Here is a 24146-nt window from a genome sequence, read left to right on the forward strand (position 1 = left end):
GAGGTCAGATGCGGGCGCACGCTTCGGCCAGGGCGTCGACGAGTGTGGTCCGTTCTCGTACCGCCAGCCACATCTGCACGGCCATGCCAGGATCGGTCACGGGCCGGAAGGTGACGCGTTCGGCCGACAGCGCTTGTGCTGAGCCCTCGTACATAGCTGTCCACGATGGTGGTCCCGAGCCGAGTTCGAGCACTGTCGCTTGTAGATCTCGGAATGGAATTCCCGTGGCCGGCTCGAACCCGGCGTCCGCACAAGCACGGAGCACGGTGGCGGCGAAGGCGGGGTTCTGCTCGGACGGAATCAGACGCAGCGGAAGGTCCGCCAGATCAGATAGCGTGAGATCGGGTTTGGAAGCCAGTGGGTGGCGGGTGGGAATCGCAACGACGATCCGGTCGAACCACGCCGGAATCATCTCCAGATCGTGATCGTTCCTGGGCAGGCGAACAAGTGCGGCGTCGAGTGCTCCCGAACGAACAGCGTCGAGTTGCTCCCACACCTGCCCGATTTCCAGTGTGACGAGCAGATCGGGAAACTGAGTTCCAAGGTGGTCCAGCACCAAATCGACGCGAGTGCCCGAGCCTCCAGCTATTCCCAGTCGCAGGTGTGGTGGCCCGTCCGGCTCATCGGAGCGAGATTGCACAGTCGCCGCGGCGTGTGCCACCGCGTCGAGCACTGCATGAGCCTCTGGGACCAGCCTGCACCCGGCGGGGGTGAGTGTCACCTGACGTTTGGACCTGTCGAACAGCGGCTGACCCAGCTCGTGTTCGAGCCTTCGTATCTGTTGACTGACCACGGCCTGGACCACGTGCAGTCGCTCCGCCGAACGGGCGAAATGCAGTTCTTCGGCGACCACTAGAAAGTACCTGAGCTGCTTGATCTCCATGTCGAAAGCGCCCCCTGCTCGGACCCCGCGTTCATAGAACCTACCGATCAGTATCCAGTGTGAACCGCTCGTCCGCCGGATGGAGAGACATCACCACCAATGCTCAGCTGTGCGCATGCAACGGCCTACCCGACAGCGCCATCATTGCCTCACCAAGTGCTTCGTTCTGCGTGGGGTGGGCGTGCACGAAGCTGCCGACCTCGGACGGCAGTGCTTCCCATGCCACCGCGAGTTGCGCCTCGCCGATCAGCTCGCCCACGCGGTCACCGACGAGGTGGACACCCACAACAGGGCCGTCCTCACGTGCGCGAATAACCTTGACTCCGCCCGCGGTGGAGAGAATGCGGCTCTTGCCGTTGCCGCCGAGGTCGTAGACCACCGACGTCACGGTGCCGTACTTCTCCTCCGCTGCCTTCTCGGTGAGTCCCACCGATGCCACCTCCGGATGCGAATACGTCACGCGCGGAACGAGATCGCCGTCGATACGTGCCGGCGCGAGTCCGGCAATGTGCTCGGCGACGAACATGCCGTGTTGGAATCCGCGGTGAGCCAACTGATAGCCCGCCACGATGTCGCCGACGGCATAAACGCCCGCCGCGGTGGTGAGCAGGTTGTCGTCCACAGTGACGAAGCCCCGTTCGGTGTCGATGCCCTGTTCGGCCAGGCCGAGGCCGTCGGTGTGAGGTCCGCGTCCGACGGAGACCAGCACGAGATCGGCGTCGAGGGTGTCCCCGGACGACAATGACACAGAGACTGCGTCGGCGGACTCGGTGACGGTCTCGACCTTGGTGCCGGTACGAATGTCGATGCCGCGTTTGCGCAATGCCTTGGTCAGCTGCTTCGAGGACCATTCGTCCTCACCCGGAACGATGCGATCGAGGGCCTCGACGACGGTGACCTTGGCGCCGAAAGAGGCCCAGATGCTGGCGAATTCGATGCCGATGACTCCGCCGCCCAGCACGACGACGGACTCCGGTACTCGGTCGAGCGCCAATGCGTCGTCGCTGGTGAGAACGCGAGGTCCAAGCTCGATGCCCGGAATGGTGCGCGAATACGACCCGGTCGCGAGGACCAGCGAAGACCCGGTGATGCGTCGCCCATCGACTTCGACGGTACGAGGACCGACCACCTGACCCCGGCCCGAGACGATCTCGATGCCCGGTCGCTTCAGCAAGCCCTGCAGTCCTGAGTACAGGCCGGCGACCACACTGCGCTGATAGTCCAGTGCCGCAGGCATGTCCACGCCCGTCAACGATGCGGTGACGCCGACATGCGCCGCACTGCGCACCGCGTCGGCCACCTCGGCGGTATGCAGCAGAGCCTTGGTGGGGATACATCCGCGGTGCAGGCAAGTGCCGCCGAGCTTGTCCTCCTCGACCAATGCGACCGTCAGGCCGAGTTGCTCGGCCCGCAGAGCACACGAGTAGCCACCAGATCCGCCACCGAGGATGAGAACGTCCACGTCGCTCATCGGACGGATCCCAGTGCCACGACTGGGTTCTCGACGAAATCGGCCACGGTGCGCAGGAATCCGCCCGCCACTCCGCCGTCGCACACGCGGTGATCGAACGCCAATGACAGCTGCGCAACCTTGCGGACGGCCAATTGGCCGTCGACCACCCACGGGCGGTCGATGATGCGTCCGATGCCCAGGATCGCGGCTTCGGGATGGTTGATGATCGCGGCCGAGCCGTCGACCCCGAACACTCCGTAGTTGTTGAGGGTGAATGTTCCGCCGCTCAGCCGTGCTGCGGGGAGGGAACCGGTTCGCGCGAGTTCGGTCAACTCGGCCAGCCTCTCGGAGAGTTCCTTCAGATCGGCCTTGTCGGCCTGCGGCACAACGGGAACCATCAATCCGCGATCGGTCTGCGCGGCAATGCCGAGTCCGACGTTCTCGTAGCGCAGGATCTCGCCCGCGGCGGTGTCGACGGTGCTGTTGAGCTCGGGGAACTTGGCCAGCGCGATCATGGTGAGTTTGGCGAGAACTGCCAGCAGTGTCACCTTCACTCCGTCGATGGAGGCGTCGAGGTCGCGTCGTGCCTGCAGCAGAGCCGTCGCGTCGACGTCGACCCAGACGGTCGCCTCGGGAATCTCCGCACGACTGCGAGAGAGTTTGTCGGCGATGGTCTTACGAATCCCGGTGATGGGAATTCGCGTGACGCCCTCGGCACTGGGAGTGCTCGAGGACAGTGCCCGTTCCACGTCCGCTCGGGTGATGACTCCATGACCGCCGGCGACATCGATAGACGCCAGATCCAGCCCACCCTGCAGTGCCATGCTGCGGACGATGGGGGAGAGCACCTTCGGTGCATGTGAGTGGAAATTCGTAGCCTGCGTCGAGTTTCCACTCACGTGCGAAGCTCTTTTTCGACGGCCGGTCGGGCCGTGTCCCGTGCCATAGCCGATCAGCACATTTCCTGAGCCGGCGCGTTCTTCCTCGCGGTATCGCTCGTGGGCTGCAGGCGTATCGGCGACGGCACCGCCGGTGATGCTGATCAAGGGTGCGCCGACGGCGAGTGAGGTGCCCTCGGCCGCATGCAGTTCGCCGACAACGCCCTCGAACGGGCAGGGCACCTCGACGGAGGCTTTCGCCGTCTCGACCTCGACGACGACCTGATCGATGGTGACGGTATCGCCGGGCTTGATCTTCCACTCCACGATCTCGGCCTCGGTCAGTCCTTCACCGAGATCAGGGAGCAGGAATACCTGCATGCTCATACCGTGACCGCCTTGCTGAGGTCGGGCGCATCGTTCCACTGCAGTCGGTCGATGGCATCGAGCACACGGTCGGCGGACGGCAGGTGGAAGTGTTCGAGTTTCGGTGCCGGGTAGGGAATGTCGAGTCCGGTCACCCGCAGTACCGGCGCGTGCAGGTGGTGGAAGCAGCGCTCGGAGACGCGCGAGGCGATCTCCGCCGCGACGCCGGAAAACCCCTGCGCTTCCTGAATCACGATGCAGCGTCCGGTCTTCCGTACCGATGCTGCGACGGTCTCGTCGTCGAACGGATTGATCGACCGCAGATCGATCACCTCGACGCTCCGGCCGTCCTCGGCCGCGAACTCTGCTGCCTGCATGGCGACCGACACGGTGGGGCCGTAAGCGAGAAGAGTGACGTCGGTACCGGCACGACGCACGACGGCGGTACCGATAGGCTCGGTCTTGGCGAGCTCGATGTCGTCCTTGGAGAAGTACAGCCGCTTCGGTTCGAGGAAGATCACCGGATCGGGATCTGCGATGGCGTCACGCATCAGCGAGTACGCGTCGGCGACGGTGGACGGGGAGACGACTTTCAGGCCCGGGGTGTGCGCGTAGTAGGCCTCGGACGAGTCGCAGTGATGTTCGACGCCGCCGATACCTCCCGCGAACGGGATGCGGATGACAATCGGCGCGGTGAGTGATCCGCGAGTTCTGTTGCGCAGCTTTGCAACATGGGACACGATCTGCTCGAAAGCTGGGTAGGCGAAGGCGTCGAACTGCATCTCGACGACGGGCTTGTAGCCCGACATCGCCATCCCGATCGCGAATCCGACGATGCCCGACTCCGCGAGCGGGGTGTCGAAGCAGCGATTGTCACCGAAGTCGCGGGTCAGTCCGTCGGTGACGCGGAAGACGCCACCGAGCGTGCCGACATCCTCGCCGAAGACGACGACCTTCTCGTCCTCGGTCAACGCGTCGCGCAGGGCGGCGTTGAGGGCTCCGGCCATGGTCATCGTGGTCATGACAGTTCTCCTGCTGCGATCTCGGCGGCGACCTGATTTCGCTGTTCGATCAGGCCGGGGGTGGGGGAGGAGTAGACGAACCGGAACAGATCTTCGGGGTCGACGTCCTGCTCGACGTTCATGCCCGCGCGAAGTGCCGCGGCATCGGCGTCGGCAGATACCGTCATCTGCTCGCGCAGTTCGTCGGTGAGCAGACCCTGGGCTTCGAGGTAAGAATCGAGGCGCGAGAGCGGATCTCGGGCCAGCCACCCTTCCACCTCGTCTGCCTTGCGGTAGCGCGTGGCGTCGTCGGCATTGGTGTGGGCGTCCATGCGGTAGGTGTGCGCCTCGACGACCACCGGTCCCTTGCCTGCTCGGACGTACTTCACGGCCTCGTCCATCACGGCCATCATCGCGATCGGGTCGTTGCCGTCGACCTGCTCGCTGCCGATGCCGTAGCCGACACCCTTGTGCGACAACGACGGAGCTGCAGTCTGACGCGCGAGGGGAACGCTGATGGCGAATCCGTTGTTCTGGACCAGGAAAATCACCGGTGCGCGGAACACCGCGGCAAAGTTCAGGGCCTCGTGGAAGTCGCCCTCACTGGTTGCTCCGTCACCGCAGAACGCGAGGGCGATGGTGTCTCGTCCCTGCTTGGCCTCGGCGTAGGCGAAACCGGTCGCGTGCAGCAATTGTGTTGCCAGAGGAGTGCATTGGGGAGCGACCTTGTAGGCGGTGGGATCGTAGCCGCAGTGCCAGTACCCGGCGAGCATGCCGAGCAGCTCCACCTGGTCGACGCCTCGCGCCGCGAGAGCCATCGAGTCACGGTACGTCGGGAACATCCAGTCCTGCTCACCCAGGCACAGGGCTGCGGCGATCTGGCAGGCCTCCTGGCCGCGGGACGACGGGTAGACCGCAAGCCGACCCTGTTTGGTCAATGCCGTTGCCTGCTGGTCGAATCGGCGACCGTGGACCATCGAGCGGTACATCTCGAGCAGGCGCTCGTTCGACGGGTGTGCGTAGCGGGCGGCGCTGTCGACGCCCGTCCCATCGGGTGCGAGGTACTGCACGGGACGGTCGGCAGGCATGAACTGTTGGTAGGACGTTGCCGGAACCTTCTCGACGGTCGTCATGGGGCATTCTCCTGAGATCGGCTTGTACGGTGATTCTGGCCGAATCTGCGAGGAAGAAGTCCTATGGTCGTAGGATTGCAGACATATAGCCGACATTCCGCGCGCGCACTGACTATCTGTCGGATCGGCGTAGCGAACCATCAGGTAGGAGCGGACGAATGGACGACGTCTCGAGACGTGTGGAACTGGACGACACGGATCGTCGCATCCTCGCCGGGCTGACTGCCGACGGGCGGGTCTCGATGCGGGTGCTGGCCGATCGTTTGAATCTATCTCGGGCACATACCTATACACGGGTGGACAGGCTCAAGGATGCGGGTGTCATCGAACGGTTCACCGTGCAGGTGGATCACGCGGCGTCCGGGCTAGGGACCTCGGCGTTCATCGCGTTGTCGATCCGTCAGGATTCGTGGCGCAGTGTGTCCGAGGGGTTGCGGTCGATGGAATTCGTCGACCACTTCAGTTTGCTCGGAGGGGATTTCGACGTGCTGGTACTCATCAGGACTCCCGACAACGAGAGTCTGCGGCAAGTCGTGCTGGAGGGCCTGCAATCGCTCGACGGCGTCCGGGCGACGCGCACGTGGTTGATCTTCGACGAGGACCGAGGTGGTCTGGGACGAACTGCGCCGCCCACCGAACGCTGACAGTGGGCGGCGTCGTTCGGGGTACGGGTCAGAAGTTGCCGCGAGCGTCCTGCTCACGTTCGATGGCCTCGAACAGTGCCTTGAAGTTGCCGATGCCGAAGCCGAGCGAGCCGTGGCGTTCGATCATCTCGAAGAACACCGTCGGGCGATCGACCAGCGGCTTGGTGAAGATCTGCAGTAGGTACCCGTCCTCGTCTCGGTCGACGAGAATTCCGCGCTTCTGCAACTCTTCGATCGGCACTCGGACCTTACCGATACGGGCTCGCAGTGCGGGATCCTCGTAGTACGAATCAGGAGTGGCGAGAAATTCGACGCCCGCCGCGCGGAGCGCATCGACCGAAGACAGGATGTCGTTGGTCGCCAGCGCCAGATGCTGTGCGCCCGGGCCGCGGTAGAAATCCAGGTACTCGTCGATCTGTGAGCGCTTCTTCGCGATGGCCGGCTCGTTCAGCGGGAACTTCACTCGGTGGTTGCCGTTGGAGACGACCTTGCTCATCAAGGCCGAGTAATCGGTGGCGATGTCGGCCCCGACGAACTCGGCCATGTTCGTGAAGCCCATGACGCGGTGGTAGAAGTCGACCCACTCATCCATCTTGCCGAGCTCGACATTGCCGACCACGTGATCGAGAGCCTGGAAGATGCGCTTGGGAGCGCCTTCCGGTCGCTGCAACGTCGACGTCCGCGGTACATAACCGGGTAGGTAGGTGCCGGTATAGCGGGAGCGGTCGACCAACGTGTGTCGGGTGTCGCCGTAGGTCGCGATGGCCGCGGTGCGGACCGTGCCGTGCTCGTCGGACATGTCGGTCGGCTCTTGTAGTACGCGCGCGCCCTGGGCTCGCGCATGCTCGATGCATCGGTCGACATCGGGTACGGCCAGCGCGATGTCGATGACGCCGTCGCCGTGGCGCGTGTGGTGTGCCACCAGTTCGCTGTCGGGGTCGACGGCTCCCTTGATGACGAAACGCACTGCGCCGGACTTGAGCACGTACGCGTGGTGGTCGCGTTGGCCGGTCGTCGGGCCCGAGTAGGCAACGAGCTCCATGCCGAACGCGGACTGGAAGAAGTGTGCGGTCTGCGTCGCATTCCCGACCACCCACACGATCGCGTCCCAGCCACTGACCGGGAAGGGGTCGCGCTTGTCGTCGTACTCCACGAGTCCGACTAGCTGCCGCAGCTGATCGGCGTCGAGATCGGCGAGCTTCTCGTCGTCGTTGAGGATGTTGTCGAGGCTCATGAAAGCTCCTGGTTGGTCCGAGTGAGGCACACTGTTCCGCCCAGCCCAACATCGCGGTGCAGGGGAGTCAATCGACGCCTGAATAGCTGTTCGTGCTGTGCAGATAGGGCAGCTTCTTCCGCAGTTTGCTATACGATTCGCATAGCAAAGTGGAGGTGCGTCATGGAATCGACGTTGGACGAATTGGACCGCGCGATGCTCGCTGCGCTGCATGACAATTCGCGGATCGGCGTGCTCGAGCTGTCGCGAACGCTCGGTGTTGCACGTGCGACTGTGTCGGCCCGCCTGCAGCGATTGGAGGACAGCGGTGTCATCACCGGCTATCAGCCTCGAATCGGTTTGGCAGCAGCCGGTTACGGCGTGCAGGCGTTCGTCACATTGGAGATTGCCCAGGGTGCGCTCGGTGACGTCGTCGCCGTCCTGGAGCAGATACCCGGAGTGTTGGAGGCATTTGCGACAACCGGTGTCGGCGATGTGTTGTGCCGGGTCGCCGCGGCGTCTCATGACGATCTGCAGCGGACGTTGATCGCGCTCAATCAATCTCGCACGATCGCGCGGTCGACCAGTGTTGTCGTACTCTCGCAATTGGTCGAGTTCCGGGCACTGCCGTTGCTCAACAGCGCCGAGTCCGATCGAACCCCCAGAGCCCCCGCATACCGACGGACGCGCGAGTGATGGGCCTCAGGCCGGAACGATCCGGCCATGGACGTCGCCGAACCCGATGCGCGATCCGTTCGGTCCCGGGGCGCTGGCGGCGATGACGACCTCGTCGCCGTCTTCGAGGAACGTCCGGGTCTCCGCGCCGAGTGACATCGGTTCCGTTCCGCCCCAGGTGAGTTCGATGAATGCGCCGCGCTGATTCTTCTCGGGTCCCGAGATGGTGCCCGACGCGAACAGGTCACCGGTTCGGGATGTCGCGCCGTTGCTGGTCTCGTGAGCCAGCATCTGGGCCGGCGACCAATACATCGAACTGTACGGCGGACGGGATACGACGTGGCCGTTCCACGTGACGGAGAGATCGATATCGAGTGCCCAGGAACGGGATTCGCGGAGGTGTTCGAGCGGCGCGGGCTCCTGCGCCGGTGTCGACACCCGCGCCTGATCCAACGCGAGCAAGGGGACCACCCAGGGCGAGATGGACGTCGCGAAACTCTTGCCGAGGTTCGGCCCAAGCGGCACGTACTCCCAGGCTTGGATGTCGCGAGCAGACCAGTCGTTGACGATGACGGCACCGAACACGTGCTCGGAGAACTGATCCGGCGAGATGGGGCCATCCGCCGGAACGCCGACGACGAAGCCCATCTCTGCCTCGATGTCCAGTCGACGAGATGGGCCGAACGTGGGTGACGCCTCGTCGGGTGCCTTGCGTTGACCGTTCGGACGCTTGACATCTGTACCGGACACGACAACCGTCCCTGCCCGGCCGTGATACGCCACGGGCAGGTGCTTCCAATTCGGTAGCAGCGGTTCGGCATCGGGACGAAAGAGTCGGCCGAGATTGGACGCGTGGTGCTCGGACGCGTAGAAGTCCACGTAGTCCGCAACTTCGAACGGCAGGTGCATCGTGACGTCGGAAACCGAGACGATCGCTTCTGCGGGGGTCGTGCCACTGACGATCATGGCGGTGACGGACTCGCGGACCTCGACCCACCGACTGCGGCCGCGCGCCATGAAAGCATTGAGGCTGGGCGAGGCGAAATCCGAATCGTTCAGAGCGACAAACAGATCGATCACAGTGTCGCCGTAGCGGACTCCGACCCGAGCGTCCGAACCAGGAGTACTGAAGATGCCGTAAGGAAGGTTGTCGATTCCGAACTCGGAGTCGGCGGGGATGTCGATGTGCGTCATGAGCGGCGCGCTCCTTGGTTCACTGAGGTGGGACGAGTCCGAGGCGGACCAGGTCGTCCAGCGGTTCGCGGATGCTGCAGGTGCCGAACGAGGCGAAGGCGCGTTGACCCTCGATCCCGGCGACGAGACCGGCGAGGACGTCGGCGTCCCGGATCGCCAGGATCTTCTCGAGCTCGCCGACGCGTGCGCCGCTGTGTGCGGCCTGCGCCGCGAGGATCACGTTGAGGAAACCGTGTTGCTCGAAACCGTTGTGGGGATCGGTGTTACGGGCGGCATGGTGCAGACCCGCGGTGGCTTTGAAGTGGACCTCGCGCTGTGCCGCCTCGTAGATGGACGCGGCAAGCTCTCGCTCGTCCGGGTACTCGTCGGCCGTGACGCCGCCGGTCCTGAATTTGGCGCGATACCCGAACTCGTCGACAGCGTCGAAGATGTCGTCTCGTCGGGAGTCTCGGGGAATTTCGACATAGATGTCGATGTCCTGAGTGATGTTGCGCAAGGCGTCGATGCTCGTGCCCTCGGGTACGGCCACTTCGACGGCAACGACCGTCACGCCGGCGGTCCGGTCGGCGACCCGCAGGCCCGCTTCTACGCTGCCCGGGCCGGCAGGTGCGGTCAACGCGACCTCCATCCGGGCGCCCAGGACGAGTTCGTGCACCCGGTCCATCGGAACGACCAACGGGCCGACGAGGTCTGCGAAAGAACTCGCCCGGTACTCGAGATGTTGTGCTGCAGCAACATCGAGTGGTGCATTGCCGGGAGGGAAGGCAGCGGCGTCGTCGCACAGGCGGTGGAAGAACTTCGGGATCATCGGTTCGGCCCCCGGCCTGCCCACGTCCACGCGTACCCGGTGTCCTCGCACGCGAGCGCTCCTTCGCCGAGTTCGAGGGGGCGGAAAGTATCGACCATGACGGCCAGTTCGTCGAAGAACTCGGCACCGATACTACGTTCGTATGCACCGGGTTGCGGACCGTGAGCATGACCGCCCGGATGCACCGAGATCGAACCCTGGCCGATTCCGGAACCCTTGCGGGCCTCGTAGTCGCCGCCGACGTAGAACATGATCTCGTCGGAGTCGACGTTGGAGTGGTAGTACGGCACCGGAATTGCTAGCGGGTGGTAGTCGACCTTGCGCGGAACGAAATTACAGATCACGAAGTTGGCCCCCTCGAATGCCTGATGCGCAGGCGGCGGTTGATGCACACGGCCGGTGATCGGTTCGTAGTCGGAGATGTTGAACGTATACGGGTACAGGCAGCCGTCCCAACCGACCACGTCGAACGGGTGGTGCGGATACACGTATCGGGTTCCGATGATTCCCGTCGAACCACGATGTTTGACAAGCACTTCCACGTCGCTGCCCTCGACGACCAGAGGCTCGGTGGGGCCGTGCAGATCGCGTTCGCAGTAGGGAGCGTTCTCGAGCAACTGGCCGTACTTCGACAGGAACCGCTTCGGTGGCGCGATGTGACTGTTGGCCTCGATGGCGTAGGCGCGCAGGGTGCCGTCGGGAATCCAACGGTGCGTCGTCGCGCGCGGAATGAGCACGTAGTCACCCTGCTGCGCCTGGAGAGTACCGAACACCGTTTCGACGGTGGCAGAACCGGATTCGACGTAGACCATCTCGTCACCGATCGAATTGCGATACAGCGGTGAAGTTTTCGATGCGACGACGTAGGACAGTCTGACGTCGGCGTTGCCGAGAACGAGGCGTCGGCCGGTGACGACGTCGGTGTCCGCCACCGTGGATTCGGGAAACAGCTCGTGCAACTTCAGGTGCCGGGGTTTGAGTGGGTGATTCGGCGTCGTCGATTGATCGGGCAGGTCCCACACCGTGGCATCGACGATGGCCGACGGTATGTGGCGGTGGTACAGCAGAGACGAGTCCGAGGAGAAGCCCTCTTCGCCCATCAGCTCCTCGTAATAGAGGTTGCCGTCGGGAGTTCGGTGCTGGGTGTGCCGCTTCGGCGGAACCGATCCGAGCTGCCGGTAGTAGGCCACGTGCTCTCTCCTGAGTTCTGTCACCGCTTGTAGTAAAGATATTAACTACTTTCACGTGATCTACGCAACCTTCAGTTGCGCCCCCGGACGTCGAACTGGCTGCGGTTGGTGATCAGTTTGGTCAACAGCATCACCAGGATTCGCTGTTCGGGTTCGGTGAGCGCGCTGGCCCATGCGTTCTCCCGTTCGTTCTGTTCGGCGAACGCCTCGACCATCTCGTCGTGCCCCAGTGCGGTTAGGGCGAGGCGCACCGAACGCCCGTCCTTCTCGTCGGGCGTGCTGGCGAGCAGGCCGCCGGAGATGAGTGTCTTGGACAGGTTCGACACGGCGGCGCGGCTCATGCCGGTCAATTCGGCTGCTCGTCGTGGCTCGATCGGGCCGGCGAGCCACGTGACGAACATCAGCCGAAACGACGACCATGACCAGCCTCGCGGGCGATGAACCGTCGACTCGAGGTCGTACGTGACGATGTTCGACGCTCGGTTCAGTGTCAGCAGAACCTCGGTGGCCAGCTGATGCTCGAACCCGTACTCCCGGGCCAGTGTGGTGTTGGCGGTGTCGATGAACGACCAGAAATCGGGCTCGGGTGCGTCGGTCACGGATTCACTGTAGCCACGAACTCATCTGATCAACACCTGTATCACTTCAGTATGCGCAATTCATGTCTCATCCCGGAGGGGTCATGATGGACCCATGAGCTCGAAGAACCTGTTCGGCGGACCCCGCACCCTGCTGATCGTGGCAGCAGTGGTCATCGTGATCGCACTCGTCGCTGCCGCCGCGACCCTGATCGTGCGCGCCGTGCTCGGACCGCCCGAGGGGGAGAACAAGTTCGAGATCCAAGGCTACTCCGTCGTACAGGTCGATCCCCAGGTCAGCGACCTCGCGCTCGCCACACGCTAGCCGACTCTGCGCCGACCTGCGGGTCGTGCGTCTGCTGAAAATTCGCCCGCCGCGCGCGAATGTGCGTAGCGTCGCGGCGGGTACCTCGTGTTCGGGAACAGGCTCGCCGATCCACTCGCAGTCACGGACGAAGATCAGGTTCGACGCCACCGCGTCGGCGCTGTGATCTTCCCGCAGTGGGCCGAAAATTCGGCCGAGGAAGTACTCGCCGTGCTCGGTTCGCGTCCAGACGAAAGATCCGTCCGCGACCTGCTCGAAACGCTCGACCCGTCGTAGCGAGCGTTCGTCGTCGGCCGACATGCCGCAGAGTCCGTAGGTGAGGGCACGCTCGACGCCATATGGCATCGGGGCGCGATAGACGGCGTCCCGCATACATTCGAGAGTATCGATGCTGGCCGGAATTCCCAATGGGTGCTAAGTTGAAGATTCAACTTAGGTACTTCGAAGGACCCGCCATGACTTCTGTGATGAACCCGCCCGTCGCGGGTGCCGCATTCGATGCGTTTCTCGCTGACGCAGCACCCGCGAGCCGGTCGCAGCAGATGTGGACCCCACACGATGGGCCGATGCCCGCGCTGTACATCAGTCACGGTGCGCCCCCGGTGTTCGACGACGCGCTCTGGATGAACGAGCTCTTCACCTGGTCGCAGTCGATGCCCAAGCCGAAGGCGATCCTGATCGTCAGCGCGCACTGGGAAGAGGCCCCGTTGAGCCTGTCCGCGACGGCTGCGGCGACACCACTCGTCTACGACTTCGGTGGATTTGCGCAGCGTTACTACTCGATGGAATACCGGACTCCTGACGCTCAGGCGCTGGCTGCACGGGTGGCCGCGGCCATTCCGGCGTCGGAGAACCTGCATCGGCACACCGCGCGCGGACTCGATCACGGTGCCTGGGTCCCGCTGAAGGTCATGTATCCCTACGCCGATGTCCCGGTTCTGCAATTGAGCCTGCCGACGCACGCGCCCGATCGGCTGATGGCGATAGGCGCTGCGCTGAAGGAACTTCGGGCCGAGGGTGTGTTGGTCATCGGTTCCGGGTTCATGACCCACGGACTGCCGTTCCTGTCCCGGGAGAATTTCGCTACGAACACCGTGCCGACGTGGTCCGAGGACTTCGACCTCTGGGCTGCCGACGCCTTGTCTCGCGGTGACGTCGGGACTCTCGCCGACTTCCGCAGTGCCGCACCGGGAATGCCGTACGCGCACCCCACTGTCGAACATTTCACGCCGTTGTTCGTCACCCTCGGTGCCGCCGAGAATCCGGAAGCTCCGGTGACGACGGCCATCACCGGCTTCCAGTTCGGTTTGGCGAAGCGATCTTTCGCCGTCGCGTGACGAACGGGAACTAATCCGTGCAATTGGGCTCGATTCAGTTCTGAATCTTTTTCGGTTTGGGGATTGTTATCCACGCCACTTCGCTCTACAGTTCTGAGCACCATCTCGGACATCGGTGTCCAAGATTGTCGGATGCGCTGTACGAAATGTCGCCGGGCGCGCGTCCTGTGGACCCCGTTGTCCGGCGCGAAGGAGTACAGCCGTGTCTTCTGCCCGATCTTGGACGCTGCGGGTAGCGATCGGTGTGGCGACCGTAGCCGCCGCCGTTGCCGCTACGACCAGCCCCGCTTCCGCTGCACCCGATTCCAGCGGTCCGGCCGGTGTGGAGGTTCAGCCGCCTCTGCCGCCGCTCACGTGGCCGAAGATTCCCGAGTTCGACACCGACTTCTACCTTCCTTCCTCCGACGTGGTGGCAGCGGCCGCGCCGGGCCAGATCATCGCCGCACGGCCCGTCGAGCTGGCTACTCTCAACGTGATTCCCACGCAGGTCGACGCCTGGCAATTGTCGTTCCGCTCCAACAACGGGCGCGACGAGCCGATTGCCGCCGTGACCACGGTCATCAAGCCGCGGGGAGTGCCTGCGGCACCGCGTCCGTTGATCTCCATCCAGGTAGCCGAGGATTCTCTCGCGGCCGACTGCGCTCCGTCGTACGCGATGCGAGCGGGTGCCATCCCCTGGCCGGTGACCGGCGCGGTGACGTCGGGCGCTCAATTCCTCGAAGTGCAGGCGGCGTTGGCGCAAGGATGGGCGGTGTCGGTACCCGATCATCAAGGCCCGAACAATTCGTTCGCCGCCGGGCCGGTCGCCGGTCGGATCACACTCGACGGCATCCGAGCTGCCGAGAATTTCGCGCCGATGCAGTTGGCCGGGGAGGCCACCAAGGTGGGGATGAGCGGCTACTCCGGTGGCGCGATCGCCACCGGGCACGCAGCAGAACTGGCCGAAAACTACGCCCCTGAGCTCGATATCGTCGGAGTCACCGAGGGCGGCACCCCGGCCGAACTCGGGGCATTGGTCGACAACGCGAACAACACCCTGGGATCGGGCATCGTCGCCGCCGGCATCATCGGTGCCAGCCGCGAGAGTCCCGAGTTGGCCGCCTTCATCGACGAACACGTCGACCCGTTCGGTAGAACGTTGTTCGCGGCCAAGGACAACCTTTGTGTCGGCTACTCGTCGGCGCTGCTGCCGTTCGTCAACCTGAAAGGCTTGCTGCACACCGACGGCGACCCGATCCAGCAACCGGTGGTGAAGAAGGCCCTGTCCGCGATGCAGCTCGGCCGCACCACTCCGAACATGCCGCTCTACGTCTACCATTCCAACCCGGACTGGCTGGTGCCGATCGGGCCGGTCAACGCGATGGTCGAGTCGTACTGCAGCCGTCTGGGTGCCGACGTCACGTACACCCGCGATCATTTCAGTGAGCACATCAGCTTGGAGCTGATCGCTTTTCCGAGTGCGGTGTTGTGGATGCGCGACCGATTTGCCGGTGTTCCGGTGGAACCGGGTTGCCGGACGAACGATGTCGGCTCGATGGCGCTCGACACGCGTGCACACCCGACGTTCGTCGCGGCCGTCGGCGAGATAATCGCCGGATTGTTCGGGAAGCCGATCGGGTCGTGATGGAACCGATCAGCGGGGCTGCGAGCGGTGCGTCGCCTGTAGACTCCCTCGGTGACTGTCGCCGATGATCAGGGCCGCATCTACGCCGGACGATCCTCCGCTGTTCGGAAAGCCGATCGACGAGCTCGGTTCTTGCACGCGGCTATCGAGGTCATCGGGGGACGCGGGTACGCCGCCACCTCGGTGGCGGACATCTGCGCCGCGGCCGGCCTCGCGCGCAGTCAGTTCTACAGTGAGTTCGCCAACCGTGAGGCGCTGCTCGTGGACGTCTACGACCTGATCCAAGACGACGCGCTGGCCGCCGTCGTCGCCGCACTCGACGAGCAGGTCGACCGCGACCGTCGCTCTCTGGTCGTCGCAGCGATGACGGCCCTGGTCGGATCGATCGGTGGTGACCCACGTCGGGCGCGCATCTCTTATCTGGAGATGCTGGGTGTCAGCGATGCCGTCGAACAGCATCGGACGCGCCGTCGTGCGCAGTGGGTGGAGTTCTTCGAGAACACCCTGCGCTCGGAAGTCGGTTCCGATTTCGTTCCCCCGGGTGGATACCGCTTGGCCGCAACGGCATTCCTCGGTGCGCTCACCGAGATCGTCTCCGACTGGTCCCGCACTGCTCCGCCTCGTCCACCTATCGAGCAGATCGTGGACACGATGGTTGCCGTCCTGGCAGCGTTCGTTCCGGACCTGAACTGAACTGCAGCCGGCCGCGCAATACAGTGGACCGATGACAGACGCCACCGGTCCGCTCGCAGGCCTCGTGGTCGCGGACTTCTCTCGTGTGCTCGCCGGACCGTACGCGACGATGATGCTCGGCGACATGGGCGCAGACGTGATCAAGATCGAGCGGCCCGGCAGCGGCGACGACACCCGATTGTGGGGTCCGCCGTACGATTCTGCCGGTACCGCAACGTATTTCAACTCGGTCAATCGGAACAAGACGTCTCGGTTCATCGACCTGCAGTCCGAGAGCGGTGTGGCCGAGGCCCGTGAGATCGTCGCGGGCGCAGACATCGTGATCGAGAACTTCCGCGCCGGAACGATGGACCGGCTCGGTCTCGGCTATTCGGCTGTCGCGCAGACGAACCCTGGCCTGATCTACTGCTCGATCACCGGTTTCGGTACCGGCGGCGGTGCTGCTCTTCCTGGATACGATCTGGTGGTCCAAGCCGTCGGCGGGCTGATGAGCGTCACCGGCCCCGACGCATCCACGCCGACGAAAGTGGGCGTGGCGATGGTCGATATCGTCACCGGTCTGCACGCGCTGAGCGGAATCCTTGCCGCACTGCATCATCGATCGAACACCGGTGCGGGTCAGCGGGTGCACACCTCGCTGATGGCGTCGGTACTGTCCGCACTCAGCAACCAGTCGGCGGCATACCTCGGGGCCGGGGTCGTACCGGTTCCCATGGGCAACAAGCATCCGTCGTTGGTGCCGTACGAGGTGTTCGAGACCGCCGATCGACCGCTCGCGTTGGCCGTGGGCAACGATCGGCAATTTCAGGCGCTGGTCGACGTGCTGGGTACCCCGGATCTGGCTGCGGATCAACGCTTCTCGTCCAATTCTGCTCGCGTCGAACATCGAGATCAGTTGGTCGACCTGCTCAACACGGCGTTGCAGACGCGTACTGCGGACGACTGGTATCGAGAACTGATGGCGCGGCACGTTCCCGCCGGGCCGGTCAATTCCATCGAGGAGGCATTCGCGTTCGCGGAATCGTTGGGTCTCGAACCACGCATCGGGGTTCCAGGGGCAGTGGCCGAGGGCGTCCGAAATCCGGTGGATTTCTCGGCGACCCCGGTGAACTACCGGCTGCCACCTCCGCCGGCCGGCTGAGCCCGCGCGTGGTGGTCCTGCAACTTGTGCTCCACTCCCGGGCTCGAGTCGGCGAATCCCCGGTATGCAACCTCTTCAGTGGAGCAATAGTTGCAGCGGCAGTAACTCGCTGCGCTAGTTCAGCGCCCACTTCACCGACACGGACACGCTGACGGTTTGCTGTCCCGGTTCGATGGGCACTGCCGTGTCGAACGAAGCGGAGTCGCGAAAGCTCGTCGGCTGCTCCTGACCGGTGATCGACTCGGTGATCGACAGAACGTCACCGAGTTCGCCGCCTGCGAGCGACGCATACTGCTCGGCGCGATCGCGGGCGTCGGCGAACGCCCTGGACCGGGCGTCGGTGATCAGCTCGGAATCGTCGTCGATCTTGAACGAGACCCCGGAGATTCGGGTCGCGTTGCCACCGGCGGAGGTGGCGTCGCCCAGGACTGCAGACGCCTTCGACAGGTCGCGCACCGTGACCTGCAAGGTGTTGGTGGCCTGATATCCGGAGATGGCCGAGGTGCCGCCCGGCAGTGCTCCGGAGTACTGCGGATCGATCGACACCTGCTGCGTCTGAATGTCCTCGCGCGCGACGCCGGCAGCAATCACTGCGTCGGTCACCTCGGTAACCGCAGCATTGGCCTGTTCGATGGCGGAAGTGACGTCCTCGGCTGTGGCCTGAACGCCGATCTGAGTCGTCAACGTGTCCGGTGCGCCCTGGACTTCGCCCACTCCGTTGACGTTCACTCCGGGAGGTCCGTCCGGGGACGTGGTCGCCGGACTGCTGCAGCCCGCGGTCAGGGCCACGGCCAACACCAGGGCCGATGCGCACGATCCGATCGTCCATCGATTTCGGTTCACCGCCGTAGTGTCCACCATTGCAGGTGAATTGGGAAGGCTCAGGGCTTGAGATACTCGGCGTTGAATGTCACGGTCACTTCGTCTGCCACCTTCATGGCTCCGAACATCTGCGAATACGGCGTGATCTTGTAATCCGTTTGACGCACAGTAGTTTCGGAACCGATCTGCCATCTGTCGCCGGAGTCGGTGACGTCCACGTCCACGGTGATCTCCTTCGAGACCCCGTGTATCTCGGCGGTACCCGCCAAGCGAAATCCGGAGGCAATGGCAGTGATCTCCTCCGAACGAAATCGAATTGTCGGGTACCGGTTGGCATCGAAGGTCTTGAGTGCGTTGGCTTTTGCGACGATCCTCTCCGGCCCGACCAGCGGTGTCAGTCCGCCCTCGCCGTGGATCACCTCGAGTGAGCCGACCTCGGCGGTCAGTGACACCGCGGTGGGGGCGTCCCCGGACCACTCGACCGTCGCGGTCCAGGAGGTCACCGCAATCGTGAGTCGATGCCCCATCTTGGATGCCCTCCCGGTGACATCCGTCCGAACAGCCAGCTGCCCGCCGTCCGATGCGTCGAAAGCCCAGGTCTCGGTGGTCATCTTCGCGACTGTAGACGCGCGGCGGCCCGGCAGCTCACCGAAGCCGACAATGGAGGCTTAGTGTGAAGGAATGTTCTCCAATTCTCCTCGAACATTCGTCGCCGACGCCCTCCGCGGCTTCGTGGCCGCCACCGACGACGTCACCTGGCACGCCGATCCCGGATTTCTCACCCGTCGCTATCGCATCTCCGACGGTCAAGTCGCGCTGCTGTCCGGTGGCGGATCGGGCCACGAGCCGATGCATGCCGGATTCATCGGTCGCGGTATGCTCACCGGCGCGTGCCCCGGCCTGGTGTTCACGTCACCGAACGCCCTCCAAGTACACGAGGCATCCAAGGCCGTGGACTCCGGCGGCGGAGTGGTGCACATCGTGAAGAACTACACCGGCGACGTGATGAACTTCAAGATCGCCCGAGAGTTGTTGCAGGAAGACGGTATTGCGGCCGATGTCGTTCTCGTCGACGACGACGTGGCCAGCGAGAGCGAGGACGGCCCGGGTCGCCGTGGCACTGCCGCGACCATCGTCGTCGAAAAGGTGTGCGGCGCAGCGGCAGAACGTGGCGACAGCCTGCAGGCGGTGGTCGCGCTGGGGCGTCGAACAGCGGAGAACGCGCGCAGTATGGCGGTCGCATTGAACCCGCCGACGCTACCGGGTGCCGACGGGCCGTCATTCGAACTGCCCAAGGAGGAAATCGAACTCGGCATCGGTATCCACGGTGAGCGCGGCACCGACCGGGTGTCCCGGCTGCCTGCTCAGGAGGTCGTCGAGAAGCTGACCGAGCCCATCGTGAGCTCGCTCGGATTGAACTCGGGCGAATCGGTGATCGCCATCGTCAACGGGCTCGGCGCAACGCACCCGCTCGAACTGCATCTGCTGTTCGGGGAACTCTCGGAGTACCTCGCGGGTAAGGGCATCGAGATAACCCGCTCACTCGTCGGAAGTTTTGTCACCGCGCTCAACATGGGCGGAGCGTCCATCACTCTGGTGCGCGCCGACGACGAGATGCTCGAACTCTGGGACGCCCCCACCGATGCGCCCGGTTGGCCCAACGCGCAGAGCCAAGGTGCGAAACCGGTGGGCGAGCGCGGCGCATTCGGGCCGACGTTCTCGCCGTCCGACACCGGAGAGAAGTCGGCATTCGTCTCGGAGTGGATCGGGTCGTGGGCCCAGCGGGTACTCGACGAGGAGCCCGCTCTGACCGAATTGGATCGTAAGGCGGGCGACGGCGACTTCGGTACCAACATGGTGGCCGCACTGGAACAACTCGACCTCGACGCGATCAAGGAAACCTATTCGGCAGCAACGGTATTCGAAGCCGTGAGCGAGGCCTACCTCGGCCACGCAGGCGGTACGTCCGGTGCACTGTTCGGCATCTGGTTCCGCCAGTTCTACCGAACGATGCTCGAATCCGAGCCATCTGCCGCGGCTGTCGCAGCGGCCGCGCGGGCCGGACTGGACAGCATCACCGAACTCGGTGGAGCCCGCGTGGGCGACAAGACGATGATCGACGCCATTGCCCCGGCTGTCGACGCGCTCGAGAAAGGCGGCGGCACCCTGCAGGATGCCGCCGACGCCGCGAAGACCGGAGCCGAATCGACCAAGGACATCACCGCCAACCGGGGCCGCGCCAGCTATGTCGGTGAGGCCGCCCGAGGCGTCGTCGACCCCGGTGCGTTGGTCATGGCCTGGTTCTTCGAGGCAGCGAGCTCCTCTAGCTGAGCGAGCTGAGGAACACCGCCGCGATCGCTTCGAGGCCGGCCTGATCGTCGGCGTCGAAGCGATCGGGTATCGGGCTGTCCAGATCGAATACACCGATCAGCTTCTCGCCCTGGTACAGCGGAACGACGACCTCGGAGCGAGTGTTGGCATCGCACGCGATGTGGCCGGGGAAGGCATGAACGTCGGCCACTCGTTGTGTCTCGCGGGTGGTCGCGGCAGCGCCGCAGACCCCTTTGCTCAGCGCGATACGAACACAGGCAGGCTGGCCCTGGAACGGACCGACTACCAGTTCGGTGCCGTCGAACAGGTAGAAGCCGACCCAATTGACCTCGGGCAGAGCGTGATAGACCAACGCGGAAAGATTGGCGGCGTTGGCGATCAGGTTCGATTCCTCGTAGACAAGGCCCCTGGCCTGCTCGGCGAGCTGCTGGTACTGCTCTGCCTTGGACCCGTTCAGTGCTGTCGCGGTGAAGGACATGCGCCGAGTCTAAGCGCACACCCCAGCACCACCAGATACGCCGACATCCCGCCCACCTGCACCCGCTGGGCGATGCCGAGGCCGTGATCGCCGGGAAGGTTGTCGGCGATCAACAGCCACGCCGTGGCCAGGGCCGTGATGGCCAGCACCGCGACACCGAGCGTCCGAAGCAGGGGATAGGCCCGATAGCGGAATGCGGCGAGCGTGAACGCGATCATGACCGTGAAGATCGCGAACACCGCGATGGTGCTCGTCAGAGCATGAAGATGATGAAGCTGTGGGAACAACCCGCTGGGCTCGATCGGGCAGCTCGGATCGTCGGCGGCCACACACTCGAGTGGCAGTTTCGCGTCGGCGATGGTGGCGATACCGAAGATGCCCGACGCCACCCAGCCGGTGACGACGAGCCGTCGGCGAGGGCTGACGAGGAAACCGAGCACGGCGGCGAGAATCATCAGCGAACCCGTGACCACGTCTGCGGTGGAGAAGAATTCGCGGTACGGCTGATCGCGGGCATCGAGTTCGCTGAGGAACGACCGGGCCGGGTCGAGCCCGGTGTCGAGGAAGAATTCGGCCACCCACGCGGAGTACAGCAACCCGGCGAGGATCAGAAACACCACCGCGATTACTCGGCGGATATCCACACCTTCGGTTTTCGAGCGCACCGACCAAGGCTAACCAGTGAGCTCGTCGGCAGCTGCCACCGCCAGCGCGACGGCGGAGTCGCAGTCGTCCGCCATGACGGACAGCTCGGGAACCGTGCGGGCGTAACGCGCGGCCGAGTCCTCGTTACCGGGCAGGCCGAGAACGGGGTTGCCCAACACGATGTCGGCCGAACACACCGAATCCGAGTCGCGAGTCTCCACGGTGTAACCGCCCTGCCGGATCTTCTCGCGATCTGTCGAACGCAAGTCGCTGTCGTCGTAGGTGAGCGCGACGTCGAGCAGTACCAGGTTGTCCTCGAACGTCGCCGACGACGCCTCGAAGTGGCAGCCGTACGGATCCGCGGCAGGGTTCCACCGGTCGACCGTCCAGGTCTCGGGCAGATGCTCCAGAACGCTGCACGGATCCTTCGTGGCCAACGGCAGGTTGTACCTGGAATCGGCACGTAGTGGTGGATCGCTCACGAGGCCGAGGGCGGTCTCGGTGACGGATTTCGCTGCACTGCAGGCGTCTCCGTCAGCAAGATAGACGTCGATCGTGGCGAAACTACGACCGGATTCGGTGAGGACATCGTCCATGGGCCCGGAGGTGGTGCCGTCGAACTCGTCGCGGAGCGGGAAGCTGACGCGGCACGTCCCTCGGGAGGCGCCGTCGATATACACCTGTTCGTCGCCGATCGTGACTTGCTCGAAGTTCGGGTCGGCCGGCGTCGGCTGGTATCCGTTCAGCTTGATCGACACGGAGTCCGTGGCGTCCGATCGCCCAGGGTTGACTTCTGCCGAGCAGCTACTCAGTTCGCCGTCCGGTCGGAGCTGCACCACGGTGCCGAGGGCGGTGAGGTTGTCCTCGGTGAGGAAGCCGCAGGGATCGAGGCTGCGGACGAAGGCCGCCGAGTCGGCCAGATAGCGGTCTGCCTCCGACATCTCGAATCCGTACCGGTTCTGTCCCGTCGGCGACGCACTGCCGGCGGGGAACGCGCTGCCGAGCAACACCACCGCGCATCCACTGGTCCATACCGACATCGCCGCTGCCATCGCCGCAAGCACCCAACCTTTACGCACTGTCCTCATCCCCCGACTCGAATCGACCGATCATCAGGTTGGACGCGCGGGGAGTGCTGTGGGTTTCAGTCGGTCACTATCGGATCTGCAGCAAGATCGTCGACGACGCGTTGGGCGGCGACGACCGGGTCCTCGTGTTCCCAGATCCGCACGACGCGCCAGCCTTCCTCGATCAGGCGGGTGTCGGTGTCGCGGTCGCGGGCCACGTTGGCAGCCAGCTTGTCGGCCCACCACTGGGCGTTGTTGCGGGGTCTCGTCGCGTGAATGGGGCAACTGTGCCAGAAGCAACCGTCGACGTAGACCGCGACTTTGCGACGGGGGAACACCAGATCTGCTCGACGCCGCATGCCCTTCAGCGGGGCGCGGTCGACGAAGTAGCGCAGTCCTCGTCGGTGCAACTCTCGACGCAGCGCCACTTCTGGCTTGGTGTCGCGGCGGCGTTGCTTACTGAGCCGTGCACTGGTTTTCGCATCGGTGACGGGGCGTTTCGCGCTCACACCGACACCCGTGGCGTGTACCCACCCATGCGCTCGAGGTGGGCGTCGAGGTCGTCGAGAAAGCCGTCGGCGAAGCGGAGGTTGCCGGCTCGCGCGCGCTTGAGGAACCCGGCCGTGGCTCGCGCCGACAGCAGGGTGGAGTCGTCCAAGAAGTCGATCAGGTCCTCGGGCGGTTCGTGCACCGGCATGGTCGAGACGGTCACCTTGAAGCTCGCGCGGTCTCGGCCCCACGCGGCCGTGGGCCAGGCCTGACCGGGCAGCAATGCAGTATCGCCTGCGACGTCGTAGGGCTTCGGGTCGTCGAGTGCACCGGCCACCCACGACGCCATCCGCACACTGACGGCATTCCCGACGAGCTTCCAGCGATGCCCGGTGCGTACTCCGGCGCGCTCGACCGCGGGCAGCGTCCAGTCCGGATCGAACCCCTGCAGTCGCTCGGCCCCGATGATGCCGGGCGTGACGATCTCCCCGGACGGCAACCGCACGGCCGGCGGACTGGCGATGCCGAGGGAGGAACCGCCCTTGAGGGTGGGGACGGCGTTGACGGCCCAGCCCAGTCCGCGGGTGCCCTCGGTCCAGTAGAAGCCGCAGGGCGCAGTGCTCGGATCGCCGTCGGGCAACGGCCCGGCATCCTGCGAGAACAGCACCTCACGCGGATCGTCGGTGCGCGAGGCCAGCATCACCACGCGCTGTCGACGCTGCGGCAACCCGAACGCACGGGCGTCGACGACGCGGTAGGCCCACATGTAGCCGAGGTCCTCGAGCGCGTCGGTGATGTGTCGCATCGCTGCGCCACGTCCGAGTTGCAGCATGAACGGCACGTTCTCCATCAACAGCCACCGCGGGCCGCGGCGACGTGAGACCAGCCGGAACACCTCGTCGACCAGCCCGGAGCGAGCACCGGTGATGCCGGCGGTCCGTCCGGCTTGCGAGAGATCCTGGCAGGGGAAGCCGGCGGCAACGAGCTCGGTGCCGGTGGGCAGGCTGCGCAGCGTGGTGACGTCGGTGTGCAGCGGAACGTTCGGCATGCGCGCCGACAGCACCGCGCCGGCACCCGGATCGATCTCGCACAACAGCTGAGTCGTCCACCCTGCCTCGGCCAACCCCAGCTCGAGCCCGCCGATACCGGCAAACAACCCGACCATCGACCGTGTGCTC

At 64.6% G+C, this 24146-nt stretch carries 26 protein-coding genes; 9 read left to right on the forward strand and 17 right to left on the reverse strand.

Annotated elements, in window-relative coordinates; translation table 11 throughout:
- Positions 1-4: 4 nt before the first annotated feature.
- The 5 genes from ASH04_RS00560 to pdhA form a co-directional block, all read right to left on the reverse strand.
- Positions 5-883 (reverse strand): LysR family transcriptional regulator, encoded by an 879-nt coding sequence (locus tag ASH04_RS00560; RefSeq protein ID WP_057472503.1) that lies wholly within the window; start codon positions 881-883, stop codon positions 5-7.
- A 103-nt stretch (positions 884-986) separates the two neighbouring features.
- Positions 987-2354 (reverse strand): dihydrolipoyl dehydrogenase, encoded by a 1368-nt coding sequence (gene lpdA / locus ASH04_RS00565; protein ID WP_057472504.1) that lies wholly within the window; start codon positions 2352-2354, stop codon positions 987-989.
- Complete coding sequence (locus ASH04_RS00570) at positions 2351-3601, reverse strand: dihydrolipoamide acetyltransferase family protein (RefSeq protein WP_057472505.1); 1251 nt, start codon at positions 3599-3601, stop codon at positions 2351-2353. The genes lpdA and ASH04_RS00570 overlap by 4 nt, the downstream gene beginning before the upstream one ends.
- Entirely contained in the window at positions 3598-4602 is a 1005-nt protein-coding gene (locus ASH04_RS00575; protein WP_057472506.1) for an alpha-ketoacid dehydrogenase subunit beta, read from the reverse strand. Before ASH04_RS00575 ends, ASH04_RS00570 begins: the two co-directional genes overlap by 4 nt.
- A complete protein-coding gene (pdhA, locus tag ASH04_RS00580; RefSeq protein WP_032399341.1) occupies positions 4599-5714 on the reverse strand; it encodes a pyruvate dehydrogenase (acetyl-transferring) E1 component subunit alpha in 1116 nt (371 codons plus the stop codon). Before pdhA ends, ASH04_RS00575 begins: the two co-directional genes overlap by 4 nt.
- Before the next feature lie 158 nt (positions 5715-5872).
- Between pdhA and ASH04_RS00585 the strand changes: the two genes are divergently transcribed.
- On the forward strand, positions 5873-6358 hold the full coding sequence (locus ASH04_RS00585) for an Lrp/AsnC family transcriptional regulator (RefSeq protein WP_057472507.1): 486 nt from the start codon (positions 5873-5875) through the stop codon (positions 6356-6358).
- 28 nt (positions 6359-6386) lie between these two features.
- On the opposite strand, the gene hppD is transcribed toward ASH04_RS00585, so the two are convergent.
- Complete coding sequence (gene hppD / locus ASH04_RS00590) at positions 6387-7592, reverse strand: 4-hydroxyphenylpyruvate dioxygenase (RefSeq protein ID WP_027494635.1); 1206 nt, start codon at positions 7590-7592, stop codon at positions 6387-6389.
- A gap of 162 nt (positions 7593-7754) precedes the next feature.
- On the opposite strand from hppD, the gene ASH04_RS00595 reads away from it, so the two are divergent.
- Positions 7755-8267, forward strand: coding sequence for an Lrp/AsnC family transcriptional regulator (locus ASH04_RS00595; RefSeq protein ID WP_057472508.1), 513 nt, complete (start codon positions 7755-7757; stop codon positions 8265-8267).
- Between the two features lie 6 nt (positions 8268-8273).
- Here ASH04_RS00595 and fahA read toward each other — a convergent pair whose 3' ends face one another.
- The 4 genes from fahA to ASH04_RS00615 form a co-directional block, all read right to left on the reverse strand.
- Positions 8274-9440 (reverse strand): fumarylacetoacetase, encoded by a 1167-nt coding sequence (fahA, locus tag ASH04_RS00600; protein ID WP_057472509.1) that lies wholly within the window; start codon positions 9438-9440, stop codon positions 8274-8276.
- A 19-nt stretch (positions 9441-9459) separates the two neighbouring features.
- Positions 9460-10248, reverse strand: coding sequence for a hypothetical protein (locus ASH04_RS00605; RefSeq protein ID WP_082519159.1), 789 nt, complete (start codon positions 10246-10248; stop codon positions 9460-9462).
- Positions 10245-11438: a homogentisate 1,2-dioxygenase gene (locus tag ASH04_RS00610; protein WP_057472510.1), complete on the reverse strand. Its 1194-nt coding sequence runs from the start codon at positions 11436-11438 to the stop codon at positions 10245-10247. Before ASH04_RS00610 ends, ASH04_RS00605 begins: the two co-directional genes overlap by 4 nt.
- 71 nt (positions 11439-11509) lie before the next feature.
- Positions 11510-12037, reverse strand: coding sequence for a MarR family winged helix-turn-helix transcriptional regulator (locus ASH04_RS00615; protein ID WP_032384151.1), 528 nt, complete (start codon positions 12035-12037; stop codon positions 11510-11512).
- Between the two features lie 94 nt (positions 12038-12131).
- Between ASH04_RS00615 and ASH04_RS00620 the strand changes: the two genes are divergently transcribed.
- The 6 genes from ASH04_RS00620 to ASH04_RS00645 all read left to right on the forward strand — a co-directional run bounded on the left by ASH04_RS00620 (position 12132) and on the right by ASH04_RS00645 (position 17136).
- Entirely contained in the window at positions 12132-12341 is a 210-nt protein-coding gene (locus tag ASH04_RS00620; protein WP_032368666.1) for a hypothetical protein, read from the forward strand.
- Between the two features lie 87 nt (positions 12342-12428).
- The gene (locus ASH04_RS26355; protein ID WP_057472511.1) at positions 12429-12617 is read left to right on the forward strand and encodes a hypothetical protein; all 189 of its coding nucleotides are present in this window, start codon (positions 12429-12431) and stop codon (positions 12615-12617) included.
- A 179-nt stretch (positions 12618-12796) separates the two neighbouring features.
- Positions 12797-13678 (forward strand): dioxygenase family protein, encoded by an 882-nt coding sequence (locus ASH04_RS00630; protein WP_032408402.1) that lies wholly within the window; start codon positions 12797-12799, stop codon positions 13676-13678.
- Positions 13679-13880: 202 nt separating this feature from the next.
- Complete coding sequence (locus ASH04_RS00635) at positions 13881-15302, forward strand: lipase family protein (RefSeq protein ID WP_057472512.1); 1422 nt, start codon at positions 13881-13883, stop codon at positions 15300-15302.
- 51 nt (positions 15303-15353) lie between these two features.
- On the forward strand, positions 15354-15995 hold the full coding sequence (locus ASH04_RS00640) for a TetR/AcrR family transcriptional regulator (RefSeq protein WP_032368661.1): 642 nt from the start codon (positions 15354-15356) through the stop codon (positions 15993-15995).
- A 31-nt stretch (positions 15996-16026) separates the two neighbouring features.
- Positions 16027-17136, forward strand: a complete 1110-nt coding sequence (locus ASH04_RS00645) for a CaiB/BaiF CoA transferase family protein (RefSeq protein WP_032368660.1) — start codon at positions 16027-16029, stop codon at positions 17134-17136.
- Between the two features lie 114 nt (positions 17137-17250).
- Here ASH04_RS00645 and ASH04_RS00650 read toward each other — a convergent pair whose 3' ends face one another.
- Both ASH04_RS00650 and ASH04_RS00655 read right to left on the reverse strand, forming a co-directional pair.
- Positions 17251-17979, reverse strand: a complete 729-nt coding sequence (locus ASH04_RS00650; protein ID WP_235579893.1) for an SIMPL domain-containing protein — start codon at positions 17977-17979, stop codon at positions 17251-17253.
- 38 nt (positions 17980-18017) lie between these two features.
- Positions 18018-18569: a YceI family protein gene (locus ASH04_RS00655; RefSeq protein WP_032368659.1), complete on the reverse strand. Its 552-nt coding sequence runs from the start codon at positions 18567-18569 to the stop codon at positions 18018-18020.
- Between the two features lie 70 nt (positions 18570-18639).
- On the opposite strand from ASH04_RS00655, the gene ASH04_RS00660 reads away from it, so the two are divergent.
- A complete protein-coding gene (locus ASH04_RS00660; protein ID WP_057472514.1) occupies positions 18640-20289 on the forward strand; it encodes a dihydroxyacetone kinase family protein in 1650 nt (549 codons plus the stop codon).
- Here the strand turns inward: ASH04_RS00660 and ASH04_RS00665 are convergent.
- The 5 genes from ASH04_RS00665 to ASH04_RS00685 are packed head-to-tail and all read right to left on the reverse strand — an operon-like array spanning position 20282 to position 24133.
- Complete coding sequence (locus ASH04_RS00665; protein ID WP_057472515.1) at positions 20282-20767, reverse strand: GAF domain-containing protein; 486 nt, start codon at positions 20765-20767, stop codon at positions 20282-20284. The genes ASH04_RS00660 and ASH04_RS00665 overlap by 8 nt on opposite strands.
- The gene (locus ASH04_RS00670) at positions 20743-21432 is read right to left on the reverse strand and encodes a DUF998 domain-containing protein (protein ID WP_235579894.1); all 690 of its coding nucleotides are present in this window, start codon (positions 21430-21432) and stop codon (positions 20743-20745) included. Before ASH04_RS00670 ends, ASH04_RS00665 begins: the two co-directional genes overlap by 25 nt.
- Positions 21433-21441: 9 nt before the next feature.
- Positions 21442-22500 carry a hypothetical protein gene (locus ASH04_RS00675; protein WP_156394439.1) on the reverse strand — a complete coding sequence of 353 codons (1059 nt, stop codon included), beginning with the start codon at positions 22498-22500 and terminating at the stop codon, positions 21442-21444.
- 56 nt (positions 22501-22556) lie between these two features.
- Positions 22557-22988, reverse strand: coding sequence for a very short patch repair endonuclease (locus ASH04_RS00680; protein WP_057472518.1), 432 nt, complete (start codon positions 22986-22988; stop codon positions 22557-22559).
- Positions 22985-24133: a DNA cytosine methyltransferase gene (locus ASH04_RS00685; protein ID WP_200937274.1), complete on the reverse strand. Its 1149-nt coding sequence runs from the start codon at positions 24131-24133 to the stop codon at positions 22985-22987. Before ASH04_RS00685 ends, ASH04_RS00680 begins: the two co-directional genes overlap by 4 nt.
- Positions 24134-24146: the final 13 nt, after the last annotated feature.

This window comes from Rhodococcus sp. Leaf233 (assembly GCF_001426165.1).
GTDB classification, from domain to species: Bacteria; Actinomycetota; Actinomycetes; order Mycobacteriales; family Mycobacteriaceae; genus Rhodococcoides; species Rhodococcoides fascians.